The organism is Paenibacillus sp. J22R56, assembly GCF_056269375.1.
In genome coordinates, this window is sequence record NZ_JBWDNV010000003.1 from 429,799 (window position 1) to 453,649 (window position 23,851).

Here is a 23,851-nt window from a genome sequence, read left to right on the forward strand (position 1 = left end):
AGGGTAGTAAGCAATGAATGATCACAACTGGCCCTGAACATGGCTATTTGATTGATAATTCATTTTAGGAGGGATTGTCCATGATTGATACGTACAATGCGTTTGTGCAGACGGAGCTGGAGCTGCCGCCGATTGGAGAGGGAATGCTAAGCGGCTTGGCATTTGCTGTAAAGGATGTATTCGCGATAAAAGGGTACACAAGCGGAGCCGGTAATCCGGATTGGCTGCGTACGCATTCGCCTTGGAACAAGACGGCCTCCTCCATTACAAGGCTATTGGCGTCAGGTGCACGCCTGACTGGTACAACCCATACGGATGAGCTGATGTACAGCATTAACGGCCAAAATGATCATTACGGTACACCAATTAACCCGAAGGCGCCGGATCGCATTCCAGGCGGTTCTTCCAGCGGCTCGGCCGTTGCCGTTGCAGCCGGTGCGGTCGACTTCGCGCTTGGTACGGATACGGGCGGCTCGGTTCGTGTCCCATCTGCTTATTGCGGCATTTACGGGTTTCGGCCAACCCATAACCTTGTACCGATTGATGGCGTTATTCCGCTTGCGCCAGCTTATGATACGGTTGGTTGGATGGCGAGGGATATTGAGCTGCTTCGGAAAATTGGCGAGGTCCTGCTTGCCGGGACTTCCTCGGAGGAGAAATTGGAGACATCACCACCAAGCTTCCGCAGATTTATATTTGCTGAGGAAGCGTGGGATAAGACGGAAGCCTCCTGCCGTAAAGGTCTGGAAGATTCCTGTCTGCAGCTTGTACGGTTGAAGGGGATGAGACAGGAATGGCGCTCCATTGCGCCAGAAGGTCTCGAAGCCTGGAGTCATGCCTTTCGGACGACGCAAGGCCGGGAAATCTGGCTTACACATAGCGAATGGATCGAGAAGGAGAAGCCTGTGTTTGGCGATAGTATCGGTGCAAGGTTTGCTTCAGCAAGTACCATTACCGATACAGAGGCAGAAAAGGATATAGCTTTGCGGCGCATCATCCGTGAACGTCTGCATGAGCTGCTTGGCGAGGACGGGCTGCTGGTCATCCCAACTATACCGGGGACGGCACCAAGTCGTACGCTTACCGGTTCAGCCAATGAAGAACGCAGATTTTGGACGATGCAGCTATCCTGCATCGCTGGCTTGTCCGGCCTGCCGCAGATAACTATACCTGCCGGAGAGGTTGACGGCGCACCTATTGGGCTGTCGCTTATTGCAGGAGCGAAACAGGATTTGAAGCTGCTGCGCTGGGTAGAGCAATTTAAGAAGGAGGCGGCTGAGGGATGAAGCTGGCAACAATTATTCAAAGTAGAGTGGAACAGGGCTGTATCGCTGTGCCGGGCGGTTACGTCACACTTGCGGAACTGAATCGGTCCGAACAGGCAAGCTGGCCAGTTGAGGTGTTCAGCTTGATAACATCCGGTCAGCTTCAAGCTTTAACGGATTGGTATAACGAGGGCGGCCGAGAGAAGTTAACGGAGATGCCGATCATTCCGGCTTCTGATGCGATTCCAGCGCCGCTCTACCGCCACCCTCGCAAAATTTGGGGAATCGGCATGAATTACACGGCTGATGCCAATGATCTAGCCGTCCTTCGGGAGGAGGAACCGGTCAGCTTTATGAAGCCGGATACGTCGATCATCGGCGATGGCGAAGCTATTGTGCTGCCTGCCCAGTCAGAGCGGGTAACTGCTGAAGCGGAGCTGGCTATCATCATTGGCCGAACTTGCAGGAATGTCACAGAGGAAGAAGCACTTGATGCGGCTGCTGGTATTGCTGCAGCGATTGATACAACAGCCTCGGATATTCATGCCCGTCATATGCGGTATCTGACAAGAGCGAAGAGCTTCGATACCTTCTTCACCTTTGGTTCCGAGCTCATCACGATGGACGAGGCTGGAGATCTGTCACAGCTGCAGGTGGAAACCTGGCATAACGGAGAGAAAGCACATGCCAGCAAGCTTACGCATATGATTTTTCCGCCAGCCTATCTAATTGCTTTCCACTCGCAGGTGATGACGCTGCTGCCAGGAGATGTGATTCTAACTGGAACACCGGGGTCGGTCGTTATTCGTAATGATGATGTCGTAGAGTGCCGTGTGAATGGATTATCCCCGCTTCGGAGTAACGTGCGTTAGCGTATTGGCTTGCATGCTTCAAGCCCGGTTTAGTATGATTTATTGTGCATATGGAGACGACTGGAGAATAACCTATGCGAATTGCTAAACGGAGAGGGATGTACGCATGAGCCAAATACTTGTCATGTTTACCGGGGGAACAATCGGCAGTAAGAATAATAATGGTGCGATTTCGGTGAATGAAGCAGGCTCTTATCATTTAATTGATGCTTATCAAGCGAGCCCGCTGAAGCGGGAAGTAGACCTTGAAACGGTTCAACCGATGAATATATTGAGTGAAAATATTGTGCCGTCGGACTGGAATACATTGATTGCGGCGATTCGAGCTGTTGATCAATCCAAGTACGACGGTATTATTGTGACCCATGGCTCGGATACGCTCGCCTATTCGGCGGCCTTGCTTAGCTTTGTTTTATGCGATCTGACAATACCACTTGTCCTTGTGGCCAGCAATTATCCGCTTGGTGATGAGAGAGCAAATGGGCTGAGTAATTTTGCGGCTGCGGTCGATTTTATTTCGGAGGATGCTGCACCAGGTGTATTCGTCATTTATCGGAATGACAAAGGGGAGTCTATTGTTTATCTGGGCAGCCGTATTACCCAATGCGAGTCGTTTACTGATCAGTTCGACAGTCCCTACAGCGTGCCTTATGGCATCATGCGCGGTGGTAGATTCCAAAGGATTGATCATCCGTACAATCCTGCCCATGAGGAGCTTCGCCTGCGTCAGCCGGCGAGCAGCTCATGGCTGGAGGATGGGGAAGGCATTCAATCCGGAATGCTCTATATCCGGCCATTTCCTGGGCTGAACTATTCGTATTATGATTTCTCTACGCATAAGCCGAAGGCGGTTCTGCATGACCTGTTCCATTCCGGAACAGCAAATGCAAGCGTAGTGGATTCCCACTCGCTCCTGCAATTTGCGGAATATTGCGCAGAGCAGGGCGTAGATCTGTATCTATGTCCATTAAAAGACAGCACCGAGGCGATGTATGCTTCTTCTATTCGTTTGCTGGAGGCAGGAGCTGTCTTTATCGAAAATATGTCCGTAGAGGCAGCATTAATGAAGTTGACACTAGCCTATTCGCTGCCGCTGAGCAAAGAGGAAATTCAAGCTTTTGTTATGGAGCAGCCGCTTTTCTACGAATTTGTGGCTAATCGTGGTAAACTTGGCGTGTAACGATCGATAAGAGGAGAGGTGTCCATTTATGACGCAAGGACAAGTACAAATTGGCCAAGCTGTGCCGGATTTCACACTGCCTGCTTCAACAGGCGGCAGCATTTCGCTTCAAGACTATAAAGGCAAGAAGCTCGTTATCTACTTCTACCCAAAGGATAATACGCCGGGCTGTACAGTGGAATCCTGCGATTTCCGTGATTATAACGGTCAGTTCAAGGAGCAAAACACAGAGGTAATCGGTATCAGCCCTGACGATCTTGCTTCGCATGATACGTTTATCTCGGAATTCAGCCTTCCTTTCCCATTGCTGGCAGATACAGATCATACGGTATCGGAGCTGTTTGGTGTGTGGAAAGAACGTACCTGGGACGGCAAGACATTCATGGGCATCGAGCGTTCGACATTCCTGATCGACGAGAACGGTGTGCTTGTCCGCGAATGGCGCAGCGTATCGGTAGACGGCCACGTACAAGAAGTACTCGAAGCTGCAAAATAAACAAGTCATTTAAAAGCCTCCAACTCCACGCTAGGTGGATTTGGAGGCTTTTGTGTATTAGCGCTGGAAGAACTCGATCCGCTCGCCTTCCGGCCCGCTGATGAAGAAATAACGGTATCCATTAGGCAGGGTAATGATTTCTTCGTCGATAAACGTAACGGTTGTCTGCTTCAAACGTGCAAATTCCTCTTCTACATCATCTACATAAATCGCGAAGTGATGAACACGGCCTTCTGCTGGCAGTTCGCCGTTATAATGTTGAACAAGTTCAATCTCTGTTTCATCAGAACCGCCAAATCCAAGGAAAGCCAGCTCAATAACACCGTTCGTATGCGTCAGGCGGCCTTTCAGCTCAAGCCCTACGAACTCCTCGTAGAAACGGATTGTTGCTTCCATATCTCGTACCATAATTCCAACATGATCGACTCGTTTACGTCCCATATGTATGACTCCTTCTCCTCTAGATTGACCCCATCATAGGCATTCAATCTTTCGTTGTCAAGCGAGATAGGGAAGAGTATAATGAAAATTATTCCAAGTAAAGTAATGGGTATTGTGAGGTAAAAGGAGGTAGAAGGAATGGAGACAAGAAGACTTGGCAACAGTGAGCTGTATCCATCGGTTATTGGTTACGGGGCATGGGCTGCCGGACGGAACGGGTGGGGCCAAGTAGAGGAGCGGGACATTAGGTTTGCGATCGACAAAGCTGTAGATTTGGGTATTACCTTTTTTGATACGGCTCCGGTATATGGATTTGGAGAATCGGAGAGAGTGCTTGGACAATCACTAAAAGCAATACGGGATAAAGTGCTCATTGCAACGAAGGTTGGGCTCGTATGGGATGACCGTTTCCAGGTAGATATCGATCTGTCGCGGGAAAGTATTATTGAAGAAGTCGATGCTAGTCTCCGTCGTCTGGATACCGACTATATCGATCTTTACCAGGTGCATTGGCCGGATCCGAAAGGAACGGTGCCAGTAGAAGAGACTTTCTCGATCTTAAATGAGCTCGTTCAAGCGGGGAAAATACGAAGCATCGGGGTGTCAAACTTTTCTGTACAGCAGCTTGTAGCGGCACAGTCGGTTGCACCAATTGTATCGCTCCAATCGCCATATAATCTTTTTCAAAGACAGGTAGAGTATGCGGAACTGCCTTACTCGGAGAAGCTGCAGCTTGGATTCATTCCCTACAGTCCGCTGGCGCAGGGACTATTAACGGGTAAGTTTAACCCGCTCAGTAAATTTTCTGATGATGATATACGCTCTTATGGTAATCCCCTGTACAAACGTGATAAATTTGAAGGCAATGTCCTGAAGGTCGAGCTGCTTGAAGGAATTGCGAGAAATATCGGCAAGCCGCTTGGCCAAGTAGCAATCAACTGGCTCTTATACAATAAGGCAGTCACAACGGTTATACCAGGTGCCAAATCAGCTGCGCAGGTGCAGGAGAATGCCGCTGCTTCCCGCTGGAAGCTTAGCCGTGAAGATTTCGAGCAGATCAGCCGTTTGTTCGAGCCAGATTCCTCCTATGTGATTTAGTTATAAAAAAGAGGCTTGCGGTTATCCGCAAGCCTCTTCGTATTATTCTGCTTCACCAGAGAGATCTTCATCGTCGTAGAACGAGTAGATTTTCCAGCTGTTATCCGGCATTTTCTTCAGATAGTAAATACCATCGTAAGACGATGGATTGGTAGACGGTTCACCGTCTACTACTTCTGTCACATTGTAGGTGCTGCCTGTGGATTGAACCACAGCAAAACGGTTCGATTTCGAAACAATTTCAAGTTTTTGTGGTGTCAGTTTCTCCATCTTAATCGAATAGCCTTCATCCAGATAGGATTCAATATCTTCGTAGATATATTGGTTAAAGGCCAGGTAATAACCGGACATATACTTGGCTTGAACTTCGCCAAGCTTTGCGAAGTCCAGGGCATTGATAGCCGCTACTTCTTCCGTCTCGTATGCCTCAATCACAGCTGTAAGAGCAGCGTCCTCCGGCAAGTCATTGCTTTGCAGATCAAGTGCACGTTGAATCATAACTACAGCTTCTGCGCGGGTCGCGTTCGCATAAGGTTTGAACGTTGTCGCAGTAGCACCACGAACAATTCCTGCTTGGCTAGCTTGCTTGATAAACGGTGTTGCGAAATATTCCGGTACGTCCGTGAATGCTTTCGCTTCACCTTCGAAAGTGACGGAAGCTGTGAACGCACGAACGACCATTGTTGCAATCTCACCGCGTTTAATCAGTTCATTAGGACCAAATGTTGTTTCAGTAAGACCATTCACGATGCCAAGGGAGCTGGCGATTTGAATCGGTTCGGAGTACCATTTGCCTGCTGGAACGTCAGCAAAGGTTTTGCCTGCTTCTGTGCTTGTCAGTCCAATTGCGCGTACCAGAATGGATACGAACTCAGCACGGCTGATGGACAAGTCAGGTTTCAGCGTAACTTCGCCGTCTTGGTCAACATAGCCTTTGAGCAAATCTGCGCTTACGAAGTTATCAAGTTCGTTAAAAGCCCAATGCTCATCGATATCGCCCGGATAGTAAGCATTCACTGCATCTTCCGCGGACGCCGCACTTACTTTAGAAGCTTGGAAGGGGAATACGATAAAGAGTGCTGCTAGGAAGAGAATAAGACTGTTACGGTAAAAAGTTTTCATTTATTATACCTCTCTTTTGTTGAAATATGGTTTAGACCCTTTCTGATACTAGCAGATGAGAGGTTTTAGTACTATAGAGAATTAGTAGATTTAGTGCCAAGATTAGCAAAATAAATCTTTGGAACTATATGGAATCCAATCTTTAGGAGAAGGCGAATGTGGTGAATTTAATCGAGGCATCCTATAAAAAAAACGCCCGCCTAAATTTTAGGCGGGCGAACATTCGTTATTTCCATTCTGGAAGCTGGCTGACGTAGCTGTCGGATAGTCGCAGCAGCTCCAGCGCGCGGTTAAATTCATCTTCTGAATCAAGCGATGTTGTGCTGGCACCCGAGAGCGGGAGATGCGTGCCGTCCGCATAACCACTGCCGGACAGGAACAGCTCTTCACTGCTGAGGAACGAGCCGGTTGGCAAGTAGTAACGCTGCGGCAGCAAGTTAACCGATGTGTTATTTAGAATATCCTGTCCGAAGTGAATATGATTGTCCAGCGGGAAGCCGAACAGATTCGCTACAGTAGGCAAGATATCTACCTGACCGCCAAGCTGGTTGAATACGGCTGGCTTCGTAATACCAGGTGCTGTAATAATAAGCGGGATGTTGATCATATCGGCTGAGCCGTACTCATGACCGTATATTTCTTTCATTAGATCTTTGTCATCGCGATCGAGGGAATAGATCGGCAGGCCAAGATGGTCGCCGTACAGCATAATAACGCTGTTGTCCCATATGCCGCGCTGCTTCAAATCGTCTATAAATAGTCCAAGTGCGTAGTCAGCATAATTCTGGGCTCGGATATAATCACCAACGAAGGTGTCCTCATATCGCGCTGGGAGCTCCATCTTATATTTGCGCTCCGGAATGGTAAATGGATGATGGGCAGTCATTGAAATCACATGTGCATAAAACGGTTTATCGCCTTGATCCATCTGTTCCAGCTCGGCTGCTGTCTTGGCATAGAGCACTTCATCGGAAGCTGCAAAGAAGACGGAATCCTCTTCACCAAAAAACTTCTTATCATAGTAACGATTGAACCCAAGCGCCTTATACAGCTCGCCGCGGTTCCAGAAATCCACGACATTCGTATGGAACGTTGCGGTGTCGTAGCCGTGCTCTTGCATCAGTTTGGGCAGGCTTGGCAGTTCTTTCTTCGGATAGACCTGCGTTGCCGCTCCATTTGGCGGAATATAGAAAGACGTATTGACGATAAACTCGGCATCGGAAGTATTACCTTGGCCAACGCCTTGATAGAAGTTATTGAAATAATAGCTTTCTTTCGCTAGTTTGTTCATATTAGGTGTAATTTCTTTGCCGTCGATTGTCAGATTCATGAGGAAGTTCTGGAACGACTCCATTTGGATGATGATCAGATTTTTACCGGAAGCTGCATTCCACTGCTGTGGTGATGCCGGCTTGTTAATCTGCTTCAGTTCATCAATCTTCGCCTGCGTAATTTCGGAAGGCTTAACAAGCTGCTGATCCTTATTAGAAAAGATCGTATAGGCTTCGTAGTTGAGTATCCCCATTTGTTCAGCTTTGACAATCTCGTTCATACTGGCGCGGTTTGGTACAATATTAAATAAGCAAAGCGCAAGTGAAATACCAAACAAGGTGGCTAGAACACGCCGGCTGACCTGCTTCTGACTAGCTATCTTCCAATATTGTCCCTTTTTACGGCGCATTAAATAATAGCTCATGACGACAATATCAATAAACACTAGCAAGTAATAAGGGTCCATCAGGGAGAAGACGCTGTTGCTGACTGCCGTAACCTGATTCACTTGATGAAGGGCTACATACGTGACAATAACGCCATAATATTTGTAATACATGAGTACGGCAAATAGGATAGCGGTCATGAGCAGATTGGCGCTCAAATAATAGACCAGCTTTCGTTTTGTTGCAAACCATTCAATAAAGCAGAACACAATTAACGCAAAAGGTAATTCCTTGAGCAGGGTTGTCCAGTTCGGGCCACCAAAGACGACCATCCAGGTAAGGAAGCTCTTTAGAAGTACAATTAGCGAGAATGCGAGAATGGGTCGTTTGCTGAACAACCGTTTTGGTGCTAGATTTGACACGATTTTCGCCTGCCTCTCACAATAAAAACAGGCCTCCCTTAAGCTGCCTGTCATGTCTTGTCCTTACATTTATGATGTTATTGTCTTCATTATGCTTGGCTGGAAGAGGAATGTCAAAGGCAATACAAGTATGCCAATCATGGCAAAATGGCTCAAACAATTGTTACAACTTTTTAAGACATTATCTCGTCTATTCGTTTATAGTAGAGAGGACAGAAGGATCTACAATAAAGCAGCAGTAAGGAGACAACATGAGAAGAAATATAAGGAAACGCAGAAGACGTGGATTAGCATTTGTAGCGGTATGTGTGGTTGCTATTGCAGTCATTCTTTTTATTCGCTATGAAAATTTAACAGCCCAAGCTCCAGAAGAGACGACGGCTAATAGCCAGACTTCGCAACCTACAGATCCTGCCGGAACGGATGAACCTATAACATCGGACGAGCCAACCAACTCGCCATCGGATGCTCCTTCAGAGGAACCATCTAATGAGCCATCTAATGAACCATCGGACAAGCCTTCTGATGAGCCATCAAAGACGGAGGAGCCTTCAAAGGCAGCAGTTGCAACAGCTGGCGAAGAGGACGGAATTCCGGTTGTTGCCCAGCCTGAGAGTGTAACCGTACTGGTAGATAAGCAATACAAGCTGCCGGATGGTTATGAACCTACGGATCTGGTATATCCAGATGTCCGATTTACGTTTAATGACAAAATCGACAAACGTAAAATGCGCAAAGAAGCAGCGGGCGCGCTGGAAGATCTGTTCGCTGGAGCTGAAAAAGACGGGATTTACTTAGCTGGTGTATCGGCTTACCGTTCGCAAGCAACGCAAAAAGCGCTGTTTAACCGTTATGTGGAGAAAGACGGAATGGAAAAAGCGTTGACTTACAGTGCATTCCCTGGCACAAGCGAGCATCAAACCGGCCTCTCTATCGACGTATCAGGCAGTGACGGCAAATGTGCAGCAGAAGATTGCTTCGGTGGAACACCTGAAGCGGAATGGCTGGCAGCTCATGCACCAGAGTACGGGTTCATAATCCGTTATCCTGATGGCAAGGACGCCATTACAGGCTACAAATATGAGCCTTGGCATATCCGTTATGTAGGTAAAGAGTTATCGCAGGAGCTTGAAGATAAAGGATTGACCCTAGAGGAGTATTATAACGCGGTTCCAGTAACAAAATAATGAAGTCGAATGGGACGGCGCTCAGCTTCCGATGCGTGTGCAATACATGCAGAGGGGATGCGCGCCGTTGCCCATTCCTTTAGATCTTTGGCTCAAACGTTTTGCAATCCGTTTCATCGGAGTTGCTTGCTTGTTTCGAACGGTTGTTTACAACATAAATGGAAGACGCGGCGCAGTGATTGCCTGCTGCCCAATACTTACACGAGTTTACTTCACAAAGTACATCTTTAGCCATGGTGTTTTCACCTCCTGAAAAGAATGATCACACAAACAGCATAAATTAGGCTGTTCGTGGTGATTCTTGCATCGTAAGCCTATGCTTAATGAATATTCACCCAAGTGGCCATTCTCAGGCCATACATGAAAATTTATACTTCGTAAGCTTGGGCTATAGCTATAGGATGGGCAAACGCGATCATATTTTATACTTATGAAGGGATGGAAGCGGAAATGGGAAATAAGCTATATTTCAATCACGATGCGGGAGTAGACGATCTTGTATCGTTGTTCCTTGTTTTGCAAATGAAGGATGTTGAATTGATCGGGGTATCTGTTATTCCGGCCGATGGATATTTGGAGCCGGGGATGGCTGCAAGCCGTAAAATTATTGACCGCTTCGGAGCGCCGGGCATGAGTGACAAGGTGGAGGTGGCACGTTCAAATTCCAGAGGGCAAAATCCATTTCCAGCGGAATGGCGGATGCACACGTTTTTTGTAGATGCGCTGCCAATCTTGAATGAACCGGGAACTATACATACACGTGAGGCTGATTTGCCTGCTCACCAGCATATGATTCAGCAGCTGCAAAATGCCAATGAACCGGTGACGTTACTCTTCACAGGTCCACTTACTGATTTGGCGAGGGCACTGGAAGAAGCACCGAGTATCGAGGAGAAGATCGAGAAGCTTGTCTGGATGGGCGGTACCTTTAATGAGAAAGGCAACGTTCAGGAGCCGGAGCATGACGGCACAGCGGAATGGAATGCCTTCTGGGATCCGGAAGCAGTGGAGACGGTGTGGAACAGCGGTATCAAGATCGAGCTTGTTGCGCTGGAGAGTACAAATAAAGTACCGCTTACCGTTCCCATCAGGAACCGCTGGGCATCGCTTCGCAGACATGCAGGGCTTGATTTTGTAGGTCAATGCTACGCGGCTTGTCCGCCGCTTGTCTTTATGGAGACAAACTCGACGTATTATTTATGGGATGTTCTTACGACAGCAGTAGTCGGAGATCCAAGTCTCGTTCAAATGAAGACGGTATATGGCACGGTTATTCCTCACGGCCCAAGCCAAGGGCGTACGGTTGAGACGGATGGCGGCCGTCCAATAAGCCTTGTCTACGATGTAGAACCAGAAAAATTCTTCGACTATATTACTATGCTGTCGCAGAACGCGGAACTGAACCCTGCTTAAGGGTCAGTCCATTTCATAGATTGAACCGGATTTGCTCGCGTACAGTTCGGCGTAGACCTTCTCTGCATAAGCATCGGTCATGCCGGAAATATAATCCGCAATGAAGCGGGCCCAGCTCCAATTATGTTTGTGCTGCTCGAAGCTTGCTACCCAGTCTGTCGGCAGAATCAGACGTCCTTGCTCAGGTACCTTGAAGCTGTCCCACAGGCGGCGGATCATAATTTCGCTGCGCATCTGCAGCCGCTGTACGCGGAAATCCTTAATCAGCGTTACCCAAGCTAATTTCTTCAAAATTTCCATCGTGCGCAGCAGGTCGATATCCTGCTGTCCATCCAGCACGAAGGTTACCTTCTTCCAGCCCTTTGTCTGATCGTCAATAATGCCAACCCGGCCAGCAAATACGCTGACCCAGCGTGCTTTCATCTCTCTGCGAGTACGGGATGATTCATGATCATACAGAGCGTAAAGCTCCTCCCACTGCTGCAAATAAGCCGCCAGCACTCGCTTCACCATCGCTGGTATGTCTACTTGATCCCAACCCACATCCATATTGCCTTGATCCTCTACAATTTCTTGTACGAGGTTATCGATCAGTCGTTGATCCTCAAAGAAAGTCCGGTTCATTTGAATTTTGCCGGCACGGATACCGTCTTCTATGTCATGGGTGGAATAAGCGATATCATCGCATAGGTCCATCAGCTGTGCTTCAAGCGTGGAGCAGCCCGTTGGCATCGCCCAAGATTGGCGGATATGATCAATGGCATGCCACTCTGAGCTGTACAGCCCTTTCAGCCTTCCCGGTTCATCAATCGAGTAGGGGTATTTATTGGTTGCGAGCAGAACAGCTGCTGTCAGATCAAGGCCGCTGCCGCTGCCGGCACGCTTCTCAAGGAACATGAGGATACGGAAGTTTTGGGCGTTGCCCTCATAAGCGAGACCGTGTTCCTCCATTAATAGGCGGTTCAGTACTTCTTCGCCTTTGTGGCCAAATGGCGGATGTCCCAAATCATGGGCAAGTGCCGCAATTTCAACAACAGACGGATCCAGAATAAGACCCGGATGTTCTTTTTTGGAAAGAAAAGCGTATTGTTTCCCTAAGCGCTTCGCCACTTCGCGGGAGATTTGCGATACTTCGAGGGAATGGGTTAACCTTGTCCGGTAATAATCGCCTGATCCGGCACCAAATACTTGTGATTTGCCTTGCAGCCGCCGGAAAGCCGGGGATTGAATCAGCCGTGCATAATCCCGTTCATATTCGTCGCGTTCCTCGCTGAATGTGCTGAGCGCGGGTTCGTCTAATCGGTATTTTCGTAAGTCCATGGTCCTGCCTCCTATGCCGCTCGCACTTTATATTTTCTGAAAATTGTAGCATATTTCATCGGCAATAAGAATGTTTGTGTAAGGTTTGAACATCTTTCGTGCATGAGGTATGCTTGCATTAACGTTTTTATCCATATATTGAGGTGCAGCTGTAGTATGAATGTCTTACAGGATATTTCTTCGATCTTTATTATCTTGAATATATTGCTGGCCCTTGCGGTCATCTTTCTGGAAAGAAAGGATGCAAGAGCGACTTGGGCTTGGCTGATGGTGCTTTATTTTCTGCCGGGTGTTGGGTTCGTCTTATATCTCATCATCGGACAGCGGCTTCGCAAGCGGAAGCTGAATAAGATGCTAGTGGAAAGCCAGCGTATTATTGAAGATTCCATTGAAGCGCAGAAGCTTCAATTAGAGGAGCGGCACATCGCATTTAATGATCCCGCTACCATCAACTATCAGACCATGATCCATATGAATCTGGTGGGCAGCTATTCCCTGTATACGCAGAACAATGCTGTACAGATCTTCACAACCGGAAAAAGTAAGTTTGATACCCTGCTGCAAGATATTGAGTCTGCACAACATCATATTCACCTTGTCTATTACATTGTGCGTAATGATAAGCTTGGTAATCGTCTTATTCAGGCTCTGGTCGAAAAGGCGAAACAAGGGGTGCAGGTCCGATTCCTGTATGATCATATTGGCAGCAAAGGACTTCCAAGAAAGTTCTTCAAGGAGCTGAGGGAGGCAGGCGGGCAGGCTGCGGCATTTTTCCCATCACGGATTCCTTATCTGAACCTGAAGATCAATTTCCGGAATCATCGGAAGCTTGTCATTGTGGATGGCCGTATTGGCTACATCGGGGGCTTCAATATCGGTGATGAGTATTTGGGCCGAGACAAATATTTCGGCGAATGGCGGGATACCCATCTGCGGCTGGAGGGAAGGGCTGTTCTGCAGATTCAAGCACAGTTTCTAATGGACTGGAATCTTGCTTCCTCGGGGATGGTCGCGCTGGATTATCATTATTTTCCGCGGCACTTCCAGGCAGTTGGCACGATTGGCATGCAGGTTGTGGCGAGTGGACCGGATTCGGATTATCAGCAAATTAAAGATGCATATATCAAGATGATCTACTCCGCCAAAAGGAGTATCTGCCTGCAAACGCCGTATTTTGTGCCGGATGAAAGTCTCATGACCGCTCTCAAGATTGCTGCTATGTCGGGTGTTGAGGTGAAGGTCATGCTGCCAAGCAAGCCGGATCACTTCTTCGTTTATTGGGCAACCCATTCTTATCTTAATGAGCTTCTCGCCGCTGGCGGCAAATGTTACATTTATGAACGTGGTTTCCTTCATGCGAAGACGCTTGTTATTGATGGCCAGGTTGCTTCTGTGGGGACAGCTAACATCGATAACCGCAGTTTTAAACTTAATTTCGAGATGAATGCCTTTATTTATGACAGTGCAACAGCCAGCGAACTGGAACGATTGTTTGGAATCGATCTGGAGGAGTGCACAGAGCTTACCTATGACAAGTATCTCAAACGGCCGCTAATGGACAAATTCAAAGAATCAATCGCACGTTTACTGTCGCCAATCTTATAAAATACGCACGCAAAAAGGGATTCCGCTTATCAATGATAACCGGAATCCCTTTACCTTTCTGAATCACTATTATTCAATTTCGTAACGCTCCATTCTACAACTTGCGTTGCTTTAATATCAGGTAAGTATTTATGTCGGCTTAAGTGACGAGTGTCGTTTGGATTCCCGCATGTCTGGTTAACCTTAGAGGATCTCCTTCCCGGAAATAGTAGAGACATGCTTCGCTAACCTACTTCAATGGTCTATCCCCTCTCGTTTGGTGTAGGTCTATCATAAACTATTATTTCAATTTTGTAAATATTCTGATAATTATTTTTTCGCATAGTTTGCCCGCTCTTCTAAAGTGTAATGAGGCATCATAAAGGAACAGAATTTGGGTTGATCTCCTCTTCATTTAGATTTATACTTAGTCTAAATTAATTCGATTGAAGGACTGAACTAGCCATGACAAAGATCAATTTAACGATACAGCGAAAAACGATTCTTGAGGCGATCCAAGAGTCTCATGACCACCCAACAGCGGCAGATATTATTGAACGGCTGCGCGACAAAGGCGTTAGCTTTGCTTATGGAACGGTATATAACTCTCTTCGGTATTTGAGTGACGCAGGCCTTATTCGGGAACTGAAGCTTGGCGAGGCAGTCAGCCGTTATGATGCGCGAATGGACGATCATCACCATATTATGTGCAAGAAGTGCGGGCGGGTAGAGGAAGTGCTGACCGAACTGCCAGAGGAATGGCTTAAGAAAATTGCAGCGGAAACAAAATTTGCTGTTGAGGATGCTCATGTTGTATTAGAGGGGGTATGCGAGTTATGCGCCAGCCGGTAGAAGAGAATCGAATGGAAGCTGGTGCTGTTATCGAGCAAGGCGGCATGCCAGCAGGGGAGGTAATAATGGAGGGTAAAGCTTGTTCTTTAACGAAACGAATTATGACCGTCAGTCCATTCCCAGAACGAATGAACAGTCTGCTGCATCTACTTACAGCCGAATGCTTCGACTTGTTCTCTCTTCATGATCTGAACAAAGCGTTCGTCAGCAGTCTGCAGCCGGAGCTTATCATTTATGATGCAACGCCAAATCCACTTACTCCGGATGCTGTTGATGCGCTGCATGCCGCGATGACGCAAACATCGCATATTAACGGTGCTTCCCTGTTGTTCCTTGTCCATGAGGACGCTCGGGTTATGGCATCATCTATTCCGCGTCATGCGGAATTGCTTGTATGGCCTTCAAGTCCACAGGATGCACTGCATCAGGTGAACCGGATGCTCGGTGAATGGAAGGCACCAGATCAATCCGCCTACCACTTCAAGGATTTATCCGTTGATCTGAAGAAAATGGCCGTTTACCGCGGCAATGAACGCATCGAACTGACGAAGACGGAATATGATCTTCTGCTTATGTTCCTTACATCCGATGGAGCTGTATTAACACGCGAGGCGATGTTTGATGCCGTATGGGGAAGCCAGTATTTTGGCGGCAGTAATGTCGTTGATGTGCATATCAAAACACTCCGCCGCAAACTGAAGGACAGCGCGGTTACACCGAGTTACATTGCGACTGTACGTGGAGCTGGATACCGGCTTGTGGAGGAACGGAGTAACTGAACGGTAACTTCATTTCATTTACTCTTCATCATGATTTCATCTAACGTTCATGACAGGATTGAGCCATAACCTTAATATAGGATTATAAGATTTAGATTAAGTCTAAATATAAATAATCCGGAGGTACTCTATATGGTCAATCATTTAACAACGAATCAAGGCACGCCAGTTGGCGATAATCAAAATTCCAGAACCGCGGGTCAGCGCGGTCCGACTTTGCTTGAAGACTATCATCTGCTCGAGAAAATAGCTCATTTCGACCGGGAGCGTATCCCTGAGCGTGTCGTACATGCACGTGGAGCAGGTGCTTACGGCGTATTCCGCGTCGCTAACAGCATGAAGGCACATACGAAAGCTGCTTTCATACAAGAGGCCGGCAAAGAGACGGATGTATTTGTTCGTTTCTCCACCGTGATTCATGGTACAGGATCACCGGAAACGGCACGGGATCCACGCGGCTTTGCGGTGAAATTTTATACCGAAGAAGGCAACCTGGATATTGTCGGTAACCATCTGCCGGTCTTCTTCATCCGTGACGCCATCAAATTCCCGGATATGGTTCATTCCCTTAAGCCATCACCACGCACGAATATTCAGGAGCCGGGCCGTTATTGGGACTTCATGACGTTGTCTCCGGAATCGACGCATATGCTCACATGGCTATTCTCGGATGATGGAACACCTGCTTCTTATCGCGAGATGGACGGCTTTGGTGTTCATTCGTTTAAATGGGTAAATGAGCAGGGTAAGGTTACTTATGTGAAGTATCATTGGAAGTCGAAGCAAGGTGTTCGTAATTTCACAGCTGAAGAAGCTTCTGCGATGCAAGGTCAGGATTTCAATCACGCGACTCGCGACTTATACGATGCAATCGAACTTGGCAGCTATCCGAAGTGGGATCTGCATGTACAGCTGATGCCGGCTGGGCATTTGGACCGTTTTTCGTTTGATCCGCTGGATCCAACGAAGGTATGGCCAGAAGATATGTATCCGCTGCAGCTTGTTGGCACGATGGAGCTGAACCGAAATCCGGACAATTATTTTGCAGAGGTGGAGCAGTCTGCTTTTTCGCCTAGCGCTCTTGTGCCTGGGATTGAGCCTTCGGAAGATAAGCTGCTGCAGGGACGTCTGTTCTCGTATCCAGACACACAGCGTTACCGTCTTGGCGCTAACTACTTGAACATTCCGGTTAACTGCCCATATGCGCCGGTCCGTAATCATCAGCGCGACGGTGCGATGACGATGAAGGCGGATCCTAGTGCGGTCAACTTTGAGCCGAACAGCTCATCGGAAAGTTCACAGGAAGCTCCGGGGTATAAGGACAGCTATGTACATCTAAATGGCTCGGCTGGACGCCAGAGAATTGAGAAGACGGATGACTTTACGCAAGCAGGTGAACGCTACTTATCGCTGTCACCAGAGCAGCGGAATAATCTCGTCAGCAATCTCGTGAATGACCTGAAGCACACCAACCAAGATATTCAAATGCGAGCTGTTTGCAACTTCTTCCGTGCTAACGTGGAGTTTGGTATCCGCCTCTCGAAAGGGCTTGGCGTAGATATTAGCGCATATATGCAGCAGCAAGAAATGATGGAGTAGTTCAACCTTGGTACCAACGGCTGGAGCCGATCGCGTTGGCGATTGGGCTTCGGCCATTTTTGAAATATAAGAAAGTTTAAATTTTTGTTATACTGTATTCAGTTTCGTAACCGATTACATAACGAGGTGAGAAGGATGCAATATCGTGGATTAGGTTCATCTGAGCTGAAGGTAAGTGAGATTAGCTTTGGTACTTGGGCAATCGGAGGCGCTTGGGGTAATGTGAATGATAAGGAATCGCTGCTGGCACTTGAAGCGGCCATGGATAAAGGCGTCAACTTCTTTGATACGGCTGACGTGTACGGCGACGGTCATAGCGAACGTCTGCTAGCACAAGCGACCAAAGGACGTGAGGATGAAATCCATATCGCGACCAAGTTCTGCCGGGCAGGAGATATTCATGATCCCGCTACTTATTCGGAAGCTTCGGTTCGCGCTTATTGTGAAGCAAGCTTGAAGCGTCTTGATCGTGAGCGTATTGATCTGTACCAGATTCATTGTCCGCCGATGTCGATTCTGAAGGACGGCAGTGTGTTTAGCGTATTGGACAAGCTGCAGCAGGAAGGCAAGATCCGTCATTACGGAGTAAGCGTAGAGTCGGTGGAGGAGGGCATGTTCTGTCTGGAGCAGTCTAATGTCCGTGCGCTGCAGGTTATTTATAATATTTTCCGTCAAAAACCACTTGAGCTGTTGAACGAGGCTCATCGCCGAGGCGTAGGGATTCTTGTTCGTCTGCCGCTTGCCAGCGGTCTGCTTACAGGTAAATTCACGGCTGCTTCCACTTTCGAGGCTGACGATCATCGCCGCTTTAATGAAAATGGCGAATCTTTTAACGTAGGTGAAACCTTCGCCGGACTTGGCTTTGCCAAAGGGGTTGAGCTGGCTGACCAGCTTCGTTGGATCGCGGAAGGCCGCGGCAATATGACTCGTGCCTCGCTTCGCTGGCTGCTGGATCATGAGGCGGTAACTTGTGTGATTCCGGGCTTCCGCAACGTACGCCAGGTGGAGGACAACCTTGCTGCACTTGAAGTGCCATCGTTCACGGAGGCGGAACGCGAGCGTCTTCATGCATTTTATCAGGAGCAAGTTCATCCATTTATTCGCGGGTCGTACTAGTACCGTTATTTGTTGACAGAGCGATTGCTAGTGTCGGTTTGCACAGTTTTTTATTTTGCAGTACGATGGGAGTAGCCAACAATTGTTGAAATGAGGATAGATCATAATGCTATCTGCACATACACATCTCATTCAGACTGCGTCCATCGTCTTTACGCTTTGCGCCGGGCTGGCGCTTATTGTGCTCCGCATGCGGGCCGGTAAGCAGCCGACGAATCTGCGCAAAATCATCATACCGCCGCTTGGCATGTCCACCGGCTTTGTGATGTTTGCTTTTCCAATTATGCATATCCACTGGTTATGGGGAGTATCTGCTTTCGGCACGGGGATGTTAATCTTCTCGTTCCCGCTGATCGTCACGACTCGTCTTGAAAGGGTCGAATCAGATATTTTCGTCCGCCGATCGAAGGCTTTTATCTTTATTATGCTTACGCTGCTGGCCATTCGGCTTGCCATGCATAGCGTGGTTGAGCAATACATGTCGATTCCACAGACCGGCGCGTTATTTTATCTGCTGGCATTTGGGATGATTCTCCCATGGCGCCTCGCCATGGTCAGCGACTACATGCGTTTGCAAAAGGTAGAAATGTAAGAGTGAAAAGAGGCTTGCCAGCGGCAAGCTTCTTTTTTGTTTGTGGTGGCGTGTCGGATGCGCCACCGGTTGCTGCTGGAAAACACTCGACGCGCTATAGTACGGAAAAACCGACTTAATCGCGACTAACGGAACTGTGATCATCCCCTTGCCTAGCAGTACAGTTATGTAACTCGTTTGACACGAGGCAGCGAAATATGATATAAATTGTGTACAATTTAATTTAATCAAATCAATCATTTTCGAGGAGGACGTCAACATGTCGGTATATTCATTTGAAGCAGAAACAATCAGAGGAGAACAAAAGAGCCTAGAGGATTATAAAGGTAAGGTTCTTGTTATTGTAAATACAGCAAGCAAATGTGGTTTTACGCCACAATACTCTGACCTGCAGAAGGTATATGAGCAGTATAAGGATCAAGGGCTTGAAATTTTGGGCTTCCCAAGTAATCAATTTGCTGAGCAAGAGCCTGGTTCGAACTCGGATGTACAGGAGTTTTGCCAGATCAATTACGGTGTAACTTTCCCGCTCTTTGCTAAGACTGATGTTCGTGAAGAAACGGCACATCCGCTGTTTGGTTATTTGAGCGAGCAGGCACCATTCCATGGTTTTAATACCTCTGAGCCAAGTGGTAAAATGCTGCACTCCTTCCTGTCGGAGAAACTGCCTCATTACTTGGAGGGGAATGATGTGAAATGGAATTTCACTAAATTCCTTATCGACCGTGAAGGCAATGTTGTTAAACGTTTTGAATCCACGGACGAACCGCTTAATATGAAAGAAGATATCGAGAAACTGCTGTAATCGCAGCGTAAATAGACAGCTCACGTAAGCCTTCATCAGGCAGCGTGAGCTGTCTTTTTGTTGTATGGCTTCCAAACTAAATCTCCCACCATATGACCTCGATTCCTACCCCTAACAAGCCAAGTACACTCAAAGAACCTACTATGTTCACCGTTAAAGTCTGCCCTGCCGGAACTGCGACACCACCGCCCACCGAGAAAGCAAAAGGGCCTGGCTGAAGCGGATACAGGATAAAGGAAGTGCCTCCCGTAACTGCGTTTGTTGAAGAGGTGACGGTGGCAGCACTAGCTGTCCCGCTTCCGAGATTGAGGTTAACGGGTGTTACCGTAGTTGGAGAAGCAACGGTACCCCCGCTGTAGACCGTAACTTGTGCAGAAAAACTGGACAACAGGCTGAGGGATATGTTGGTGTAGCCTACGATTTGTCCCAGATAAATCGTTTTGCCGCTGCCAGATGGATTGACAATCCGAATGGAGCTATTCACATCGCCGCCTAAAAGCCCTAAGGACAAGCTGTTGGATGCGCTTATGGTGAAGGAACCGGATGCCTGCTTGGAGGTACCGGACTGAACGGGAATCTCCGATCCGGGCTGGCTGTATGAATTGGCGGAATTGCCATAGAGGGGCCGGTTCGAAGGGTCGAAAATCGAGTTATTCGGCATTAGACCTCCCACCATGAAATATTAGCAGCCGCTGTAATTGCACCGGTACCTACGGAAATAGCAACGGAGCGGTTAGGCGGAACAATTAGTCCGCCGGTAAAGACGACCTCGAACATTCCTGCCGCTAGTAGAGCGGTGTAAAACAATGTAGGGCTGCCCGTTACACTGCCGGTTGCTACACGTGCCGTAGCAATGCTTGTTGTTGCATTGCCTAGCTGCATGTTAAAAGGCGTAGGCGTCGTCCCCCCAGATACCGTCCCTGCAGAATAAAGGTTAAGCGTGGCAGCTGCGCTAATCCCCCCGCTTACTTTTGAAATATACAGCGTTCTTCCACTGCCGTTAGGATTGGTGATTTGAATCAATAAGTTGGAACCCCCGCCTACGGCTGTACTCGCCGAAGTGACCATAAAAAACCGTCCGCTGGCAGCCGCGTCTTCCTCAGGCGGAGCCACGATGGCAGGACTGCTGTAACGGTTGTTCAGCAGAATATATAACGGACTGTTTTCACTATTAAAGACTGAGGAGTTGGTCAATTCTATCACCTCTTATCTCGAAATGCTTGCCTCATTATATGGCGAAAAAGCAGAATTCGTATGGGGATATACGGATGCTGTGGAAGATAGGTCATTCTACCGCTGTCAATCGCCGCCTCGTATAAATTCATTTACACATAAAGTATTGGAAGCATGGACATTGAGGAGAAGAGGAGCAATGGGAAAAGCAGCACGATGCAAACATAGAAGACCGCTTCGTTGTCGCAGAAAGCCGTGTAAGCGCAAAAAACGCCGTATTCCCAGAAGACGTGGACGTGGCTGCTGTAGATCCAAGGACGGCTGCTCCTGTCAGATTTTTCGATCAATCGAGTATGAACAGGCTATAACCTCGGAAGAATTCGTTCCAATGCCAACGCAGGATACAGCTTCGGATTTGGTATTTTCATATGCAGTTATTAATCGGGGGAAATATGCTGCTGTTGTGCGTTTGGAGGTTGGACCTAATGGGTTCGATTTCGCTCATGACTATGAGGTTGTTGTAGAACCGGGTGGTATGAACATCATGACTCCTTCTAAATTTATGCACTTTACAAGAGTCTCGGTGCGCTCGCAGCAGCCTGATAGAACAACCGTGATTCAAGTGTATTTCCAAGCACAGCAAGCCAAGATGACTTCTGTTCATGAATTTCATTTTCTAAGAGAAAATAGGTGATGGGAATAAATGCCAAACTTTTCGACTTTTAATCCGAATCCTGATAACTTACGTACTCTGATCTTTGGTAAAGACAGTACAGATACAGCAAGGCCGCTGGCAACGGACTCCTCCGGGAATCTGGTTACCGTATTACTCGACGGGACGATTAGCAGCATTTTAGGGGTAACGATTACGGCTGGTACGGTTGCAATCTCAAGCGGAACGGTAGCCATTTCAGGCGGAACAGTTGGGGTTACGGGGACAGTAGCTGTGTCCGGTGGAACGATAGATGCTGTTCTAACAGGTGGAACACTAAGTGCAGTACTTGGCGCTACTATTACAGGCGGAACAATTAGCGCTGTACTAGGTACAACGATCACAGCAGGTACAGTGGCGATTTCGGAAGGTACGGTCGCAGTGTCGGGCGGTACGGTTGCTCTATCTGGAGGAACAGTGGCGGTATCTGGTGCAACGGTAACAAGCGGAACGCTGGATGCTGTATTAGGAGCAACGATCACAGCCGGAACAATTACGGCGGTGCTTGGTACGACAATCACAGCAGGTACGGTGGCGATCTCGGGCGGTACGGTAGCGGTATCGGGCGGTACTTTTGAAATCTCCGGTGGAACGGTAGCGGTATCCGGAGCGACAGTCACAGGCGGAACGTTGGATGCGGTGCTGGGAGCAACGATAACGGCAGGAACGCTGGATGCTGTGCTTGGAGCAACGATTACGGCAGGAACCCTTGATGCAGTTCTTGGAGCAACAATCACAGCCGGAACCATTACCGCAGTGCTTGGTACGACGATTACAGCCGGTACGGTAGCGATTTCCGGAGGAACCGTAGCTCTATCTGGTGGTACAGTGGCGGTGTCTGGAGCCACGATCACTGCTGGAACCCTGGATGCATTGCTCGGAGCAACGATCACCGCGGGGACCATTACCGCAGTGCTTGGTACGACGATTACAGCCGGTACGGTAGCGATTTCCGGAGGAACAGTAGATCTCTCTGGTGGTACGGTGGCGGTGTCCGGAGCAACAATCACAGCAGGAACCCTGGATGCGGTGCTTGGTGCGACAATCACAGCGGGAACAATTACAGCAGTACTGGGTACGACGATTACAGCCGGTACGGTAGCGATTTCCGGAGGAACCGTAGCTCTATCTGGTGGTACAGTGGCGGTGTCTGGAGCAACAATCACTGCTGGAACCCTTGATGCGTTGCTGGGAGCGACAATCACAGCCGGAACGCTCAATGCATTGCTCGGAGCAACAATCACAGCGGGAACCATTACCGCAGTGCTAGGTACAACAATTACGGCCGGTACGGTAGCTATTTCTGGAGGAACAGTGGCGCTATCTGGCGGTACGGTGGCAGTATCGGGGGCAACGATAACGGCGGGAACCCTGGATGCGGTATTAGGCGCGACAATTACAGCTGGAACTCTCAATGCATTGCTAGGAGCAACAATCACAGCCGGAACTCTCAATGCATTGCTAGGAGCAACAATCACAGCCGGAACGTTAACAGCAGTACTGGGTACTACGATTACGGCAGGTACTGTCGCAGTGTCCGGAGCAACAATTACGAGTGGAACGCTTAATGCGTTACTAGGAGCAACGATCACAGCTGGAACGATTACAGCAGTACTTGGTACAACAATCACAGCAGGTACAGTTGCGGTATCTGGTGCTACCATAACTGGCGGAACGCTTAATGCTGTACTCGGCACAACAATTACCGCCGGTACGGTTACTGCGCTGCTCGGCGCAACGATCACGGCAGGTACTTTAAATAGCGTTACATCCATTTCGCAAAAGAGCTTCCAAGAAACAGCTAACTTGAATAACCTAACAGCAGATGCATATACGGCTGTACCGACCATCACGACCAGCGTATTTGGGACTTATTCTTACTTCGTCTATAACAAAGGTCCGGGAACGAATGCAGCGACTGCACGTGTTGAGATCAGCGCCAATGGATCGAACTGGTATACCGATGTGGAAAGTGTAACGGGAATCGCAGTAGGCTCGGTCGATGTACTTGTGCCGCAGCGTTTTCTGAAATATACGAGGCTGGCGTATCGGTCGACAACGACCGGCAACCCAACCACCGTTGACGTATACTTCAATGGCCAAGGCACGTAAGCGTTGCTTACTAAATAAGAATTATCGCAAAGAACGCGCTAATTCTTAGGCGT

General features: G+C 48.2%; 23 protein-coding genes. 16 read left to right on the forward strand and 7 right to left on the reverse strand.

Features of this window, described 5'->3' with window-relative positions; genetic code table 11:
* Positions 1–80 precede the first annotated feature (80 nt).
* From AC0YNT_RS09890 to bcp, 4 genes are all read left to right on the forward strand, one after another.
* Positions 81–1,286 (forward strand): amidase, encoded by a 1,206-nt coding sequence (locus AC0YNT_RS09890; protein WP_475804419.1) that lies wholly within the window; start codon positions 81–83, stop codon positions 1,284–1,286.
* Positions 1,283–2,137, forward strand: a complete 855-nt coding sequence (locus tag AC0YNT_RS09895) for a fumarylacetoacetate hydrolase family protein (protein WP_475804420.1) — start codon at positions 1,283–1,285, stop codon at positions 2,135–2,137. Before AC0YNT_RS09890 ends, AC0YNT_RS09895 begins: the two co-directional genes overlap by 4 nt.
* A 106-nt stretch (positions 2,138–2,243) precedes the next feature.
* Positions 2,244–3,317: an asparaginase gene (locus tag AC0YNT_RS09900; protein ID WP_475804421.1), complete on the forward strand. Its 1,074-nt coding sequence runs from the start codon at positions 2,244–2,246 to the stop codon at positions 3,315–3,317.
* A gap of 28 nt (positions 3,318–3,345) precedes the next feature.
* On the forward strand, positions 3,346–3,813 hold the full coding sequence (gene bcp, locus AC0YNT_RS09905; RefSeq protein ID WP_475804422.1) for a thioredoxin-dependent thiol peroxidase: 468 nt from the start codon (positions 3,346–3,348) through the stop codon (positions 3,811–3,813).
* A gap of 57 nt (positions 3,814–3,870) precedes the next feature.
* Here bcp and AC0YNT_RS09910 read toward each other — a convergent pair whose 3' ends face one another.
* A complete protein-coding gene (locus AC0YNT_RS09910; protein ID WP_167281058.1) occupies positions 3,871–4,254 on the reverse strand; it encodes a VOC family protein in 384 nt (127 codons plus the stop codon).
* Positions 4,255–4,392: 138 nt separating this feature from the next.
* On the opposite strand from AC0YNT_RS09910, the gene AC0YNT_RS09915 reads away from it, so the two are divergent.
* Positions 4,393–5,352: an aldo/keto reductase gene (locus AC0YNT_RS09915; protein WP_475804423.1), complete on the forward strand. Its 960-nt coding sequence runs from the start codon at positions 4,393–4,395 to the stop codon at positions 5,350–5,352.
* A 42-nt stretch (positions 5,353–5,394) separates the two neighbouring features.
* Here AC0YNT_RS09915 and AC0YNT_RS09920 read toward each other — a convergent pair whose 3' ends face one another.
* Both AC0YNT_RS09920 and AC0YNT_RS09925 read right to left on the reverse strand, forming a co-directional pair.
* Entirely contained in the window at positions 5,395–6,474 is a 1,080-nt protein-coding gene (locus AC0YNT_RS09920) for an S-layer homology domain-containing protein (RefSeq protein ID WP_475804424.1), read from the reverse strand.
* Between the two features lie 226 nt (positions 6,475–6,700).
* A complete protein-coding gene (locus tag AC0YNT_RS09925) occupies positions 6,701–8,554 on the reverse strand; it encodes an LTA synthase family protein (RefSeq protein ID WP_475804425.1) in 1,854 nt (617 codons plus the stop codon).
* Between the two features lie 251 nt (positions 8,555–8,805).
* Between AC0YNT_RS09925 and AC0YNT_RS09930 the strand changes: the two genes are divergently transcribed.
* The gene (locus tag AC0YNT_RS09930; RefSeq protein ID WP_475804426.1) at positions 8,806–9,741 is read left to right on the forward strand and encodes a D-alanyl-D-alanine carboxypeptidase family protein; all 936 of its coding nucleotides are present in this window, start codon (positions 8,806–8,808) and stop codon (positions 9,739–9,741) included.
* Positions 9,742–9,820: 79 nt separating this feature from the next.
* Here AC0YNT_RS09930 and AC0YNT_RS09935 read toward each other — a convergent pair whose 3' ends face one another.
* On the reverse strand, positions 9,821–9,976 hold the full coding sequence (locus AC0YNT_RS09935; RefSeq protein WP_167281054.1) for a DUF1540 domain-containing protein: 156 nt from the start codon (positions 9,974–9,976) through the stop codon (positions 9,821–9,823).
* A 215-nt stretch (positions 9,977–10,191) separates the two neighbouring features.
* On the opposite strand from AC0YNT_RS09935, the gene AC0YNT_RS09940 reads away from it, so the two are divergent.
* Complete coding sequence (locus AC0YNT_RS09940; protein WP_475804427.1) at positions 10,192–11,154, forward strand: nucleoside hydrolase; 963 nt, start codon at positions 10,192–10,194, stop codon at positions 11,152–11,154.
* 3 nt (positions 11,155–11,157) lie between these two features.
* Here AC0YNT_RS09940 and AC0YNT_RS09945 read toward each other — a convergent pair whose 3' ends face one another.
* Positions 11,158–12,474 (reverse strand): deoxyguanosinetriphosphate triphosphohydrolase family protein, encoded by a 1,317-nt coding sequence (locus AC0YNT_RS09945; RefSeq protein ID WP_475804428.1) that lies wholly within the window; start codon positions 12,472–12,474, stop codon positions 11,158–11,160.
* Positions 12,475–12,630: 156 nt separating this feature from the next.
* Here AC0YNT_RS09945 and cls point away from each other — a divergent pair, with 156 nt between their 5' ends.
* The 7 genes from cls to AC0YNT_RS09980 all read left to right on the forward strand — a co-directional run bounded on the left by cls (position 12,631) and on the right by AC0YNT_RS09980 (position 19,801).
* The gene (cls, locus tag AC0YNT_RS09950; protein WP_475804429.1) at positions 12,631–14,079 is read left to right on the forward strand and encodes a cardiolipin synthase; all 1,449 of its coding nucleotides are present in this window, start codon (positions 12,631–12,633) and stop codon (positions 14,077–14,079) included.
* A gap of 444 nt (positions 14,080–14,523) precedes the next feature.
* Positions 14,524–14,910, forward strand: coding sequence for a Fur family transcriptional regulator (locus AC0YNT_RS09955; RefSeq protein WP_475804430.1), 387 nt, complete (start codon positions 14,524–14,526; stop codon positions 14,908–14,910).
* The gene (locus tag AC0YNT_RS09960; RefSeq protein ID WP_475804431.1) at positions 14,895–15,689 is read left to right on the forward strand and encodes a winged helix-turn-helix domain-containing protein; all 795 of its coding nucleotides are present in this window, start codon (positions 14,895–14,897) and stop codon (positions 15,687–15,689) included. Before AC0YNT_RS09955 ends, AC0YNT_RS09960 begins: the two co-directional genes overlap by 16 nt.
* Positions 15,690–15,821: 132 nt before the next feature.
* Positions 15,822–17,288, forward strand: a complete 1,467-nt coding sequence (locus tag AC0YNT_RS09965; RefSeq protein ID WP_475804432.1) for a catalase — start codon at positions 15,822–15,824, stop codon at positions 17,286–17,288.
* Between the two features lie 135 nt (positions 17,289–17,423).
* A complete protein-coding gene (locus AC0YNT_RS09970) occupies positions 17,424–18,404 on the forward strand; it encodes an aldo/keto reductase (protein ID WP_475804433.1) in 981 nt (326 codons plus the stop codon).
* Positions 18,405–18,510: 106 nt separating this feature from the next.
* Positions 18,511–18,996 carry a CcdC family protein gene (locus AC0YNT_RS09975; protein WP_167281048.1) on the forward strand — a complete coding sequence of 162 codons (486 nt, stop codon included), beginning with the start codon at positions 18,511–18,513 and terminating at the stop codon, positions 18,994–18,996.
* A 259-nt stretch (positions 18,997–19,255) separates the two neighbouring features.
* A complete protein-coding gene (locus tag AC0YNT_RS09980) occupies positions 19,256–19,801 on the forward strand; it encodes a glutathione peroxidase (RefSeq protein ID WP_475804434.1) in 546 nt (181 codons plus the stop codon).
* 76 nt (positions 19,802–19,877) lie between these two features.
* Here the strand turns inward: AC0YNT_RS09980 and AC0YNT_RS09985 are convergent, their stop codons facing one another.
* Positions 19,878–20,462 (reverse strand): hypothetical protein, encoded by a 585-nt coding sequence (locus tag AC0YNT_RS09985; RefSeq protein WP_475804435.1) that lies wholly within the window; start codon positions 20,460–20,462, stop codon positions 19,878–19,880.
* Complete coding sequence (locus tag AC0YNT_RS09990; RefSeq protein WP_475804436.1) at positions 20,462–20,995, reverse strand: hypothetical protein; 534 nt, start codon at positions 20,993–20,995, stop codon at positions 20,462–20,464. The genes AC0YNT_RS09985 and AC0YNT_RS09990 overlap by 1 nt, the downstream gene beginning before the upstream one ends.
* A gap of 367 nt (positions 20,996–21,362) precedes the next feature.
* On the opposite strand from AC0YNT_RS09990, the gene AC0YNT_RS09995 reads away from it, so the two are divergent.
* Positions 21,363–21,668 (forward strand): DUF6385 domain-containing protein, encoded by a 306-nt coding sequence (locus AC0YNT_RS09995; protein ID WP_475804437.1) that lies wholly within the window; start codon positions 21,363–21,365, stop codon positions 21,666–21,668.
* 9 nt (positions 21,669–21,677) lie between these two features.
* A complete protein-coding gene (locus tag AC0YNT_RS10000) occupies positions 21,678–23,798 on the forward strand; it encodes a DUF6385 domain-containing protein (protein ID WP_475804438.1) in 2,121 nt (706 codons plus the stop codon).
* Positions 23,799–23,851 lie beyond the last annotated feature (53 nt).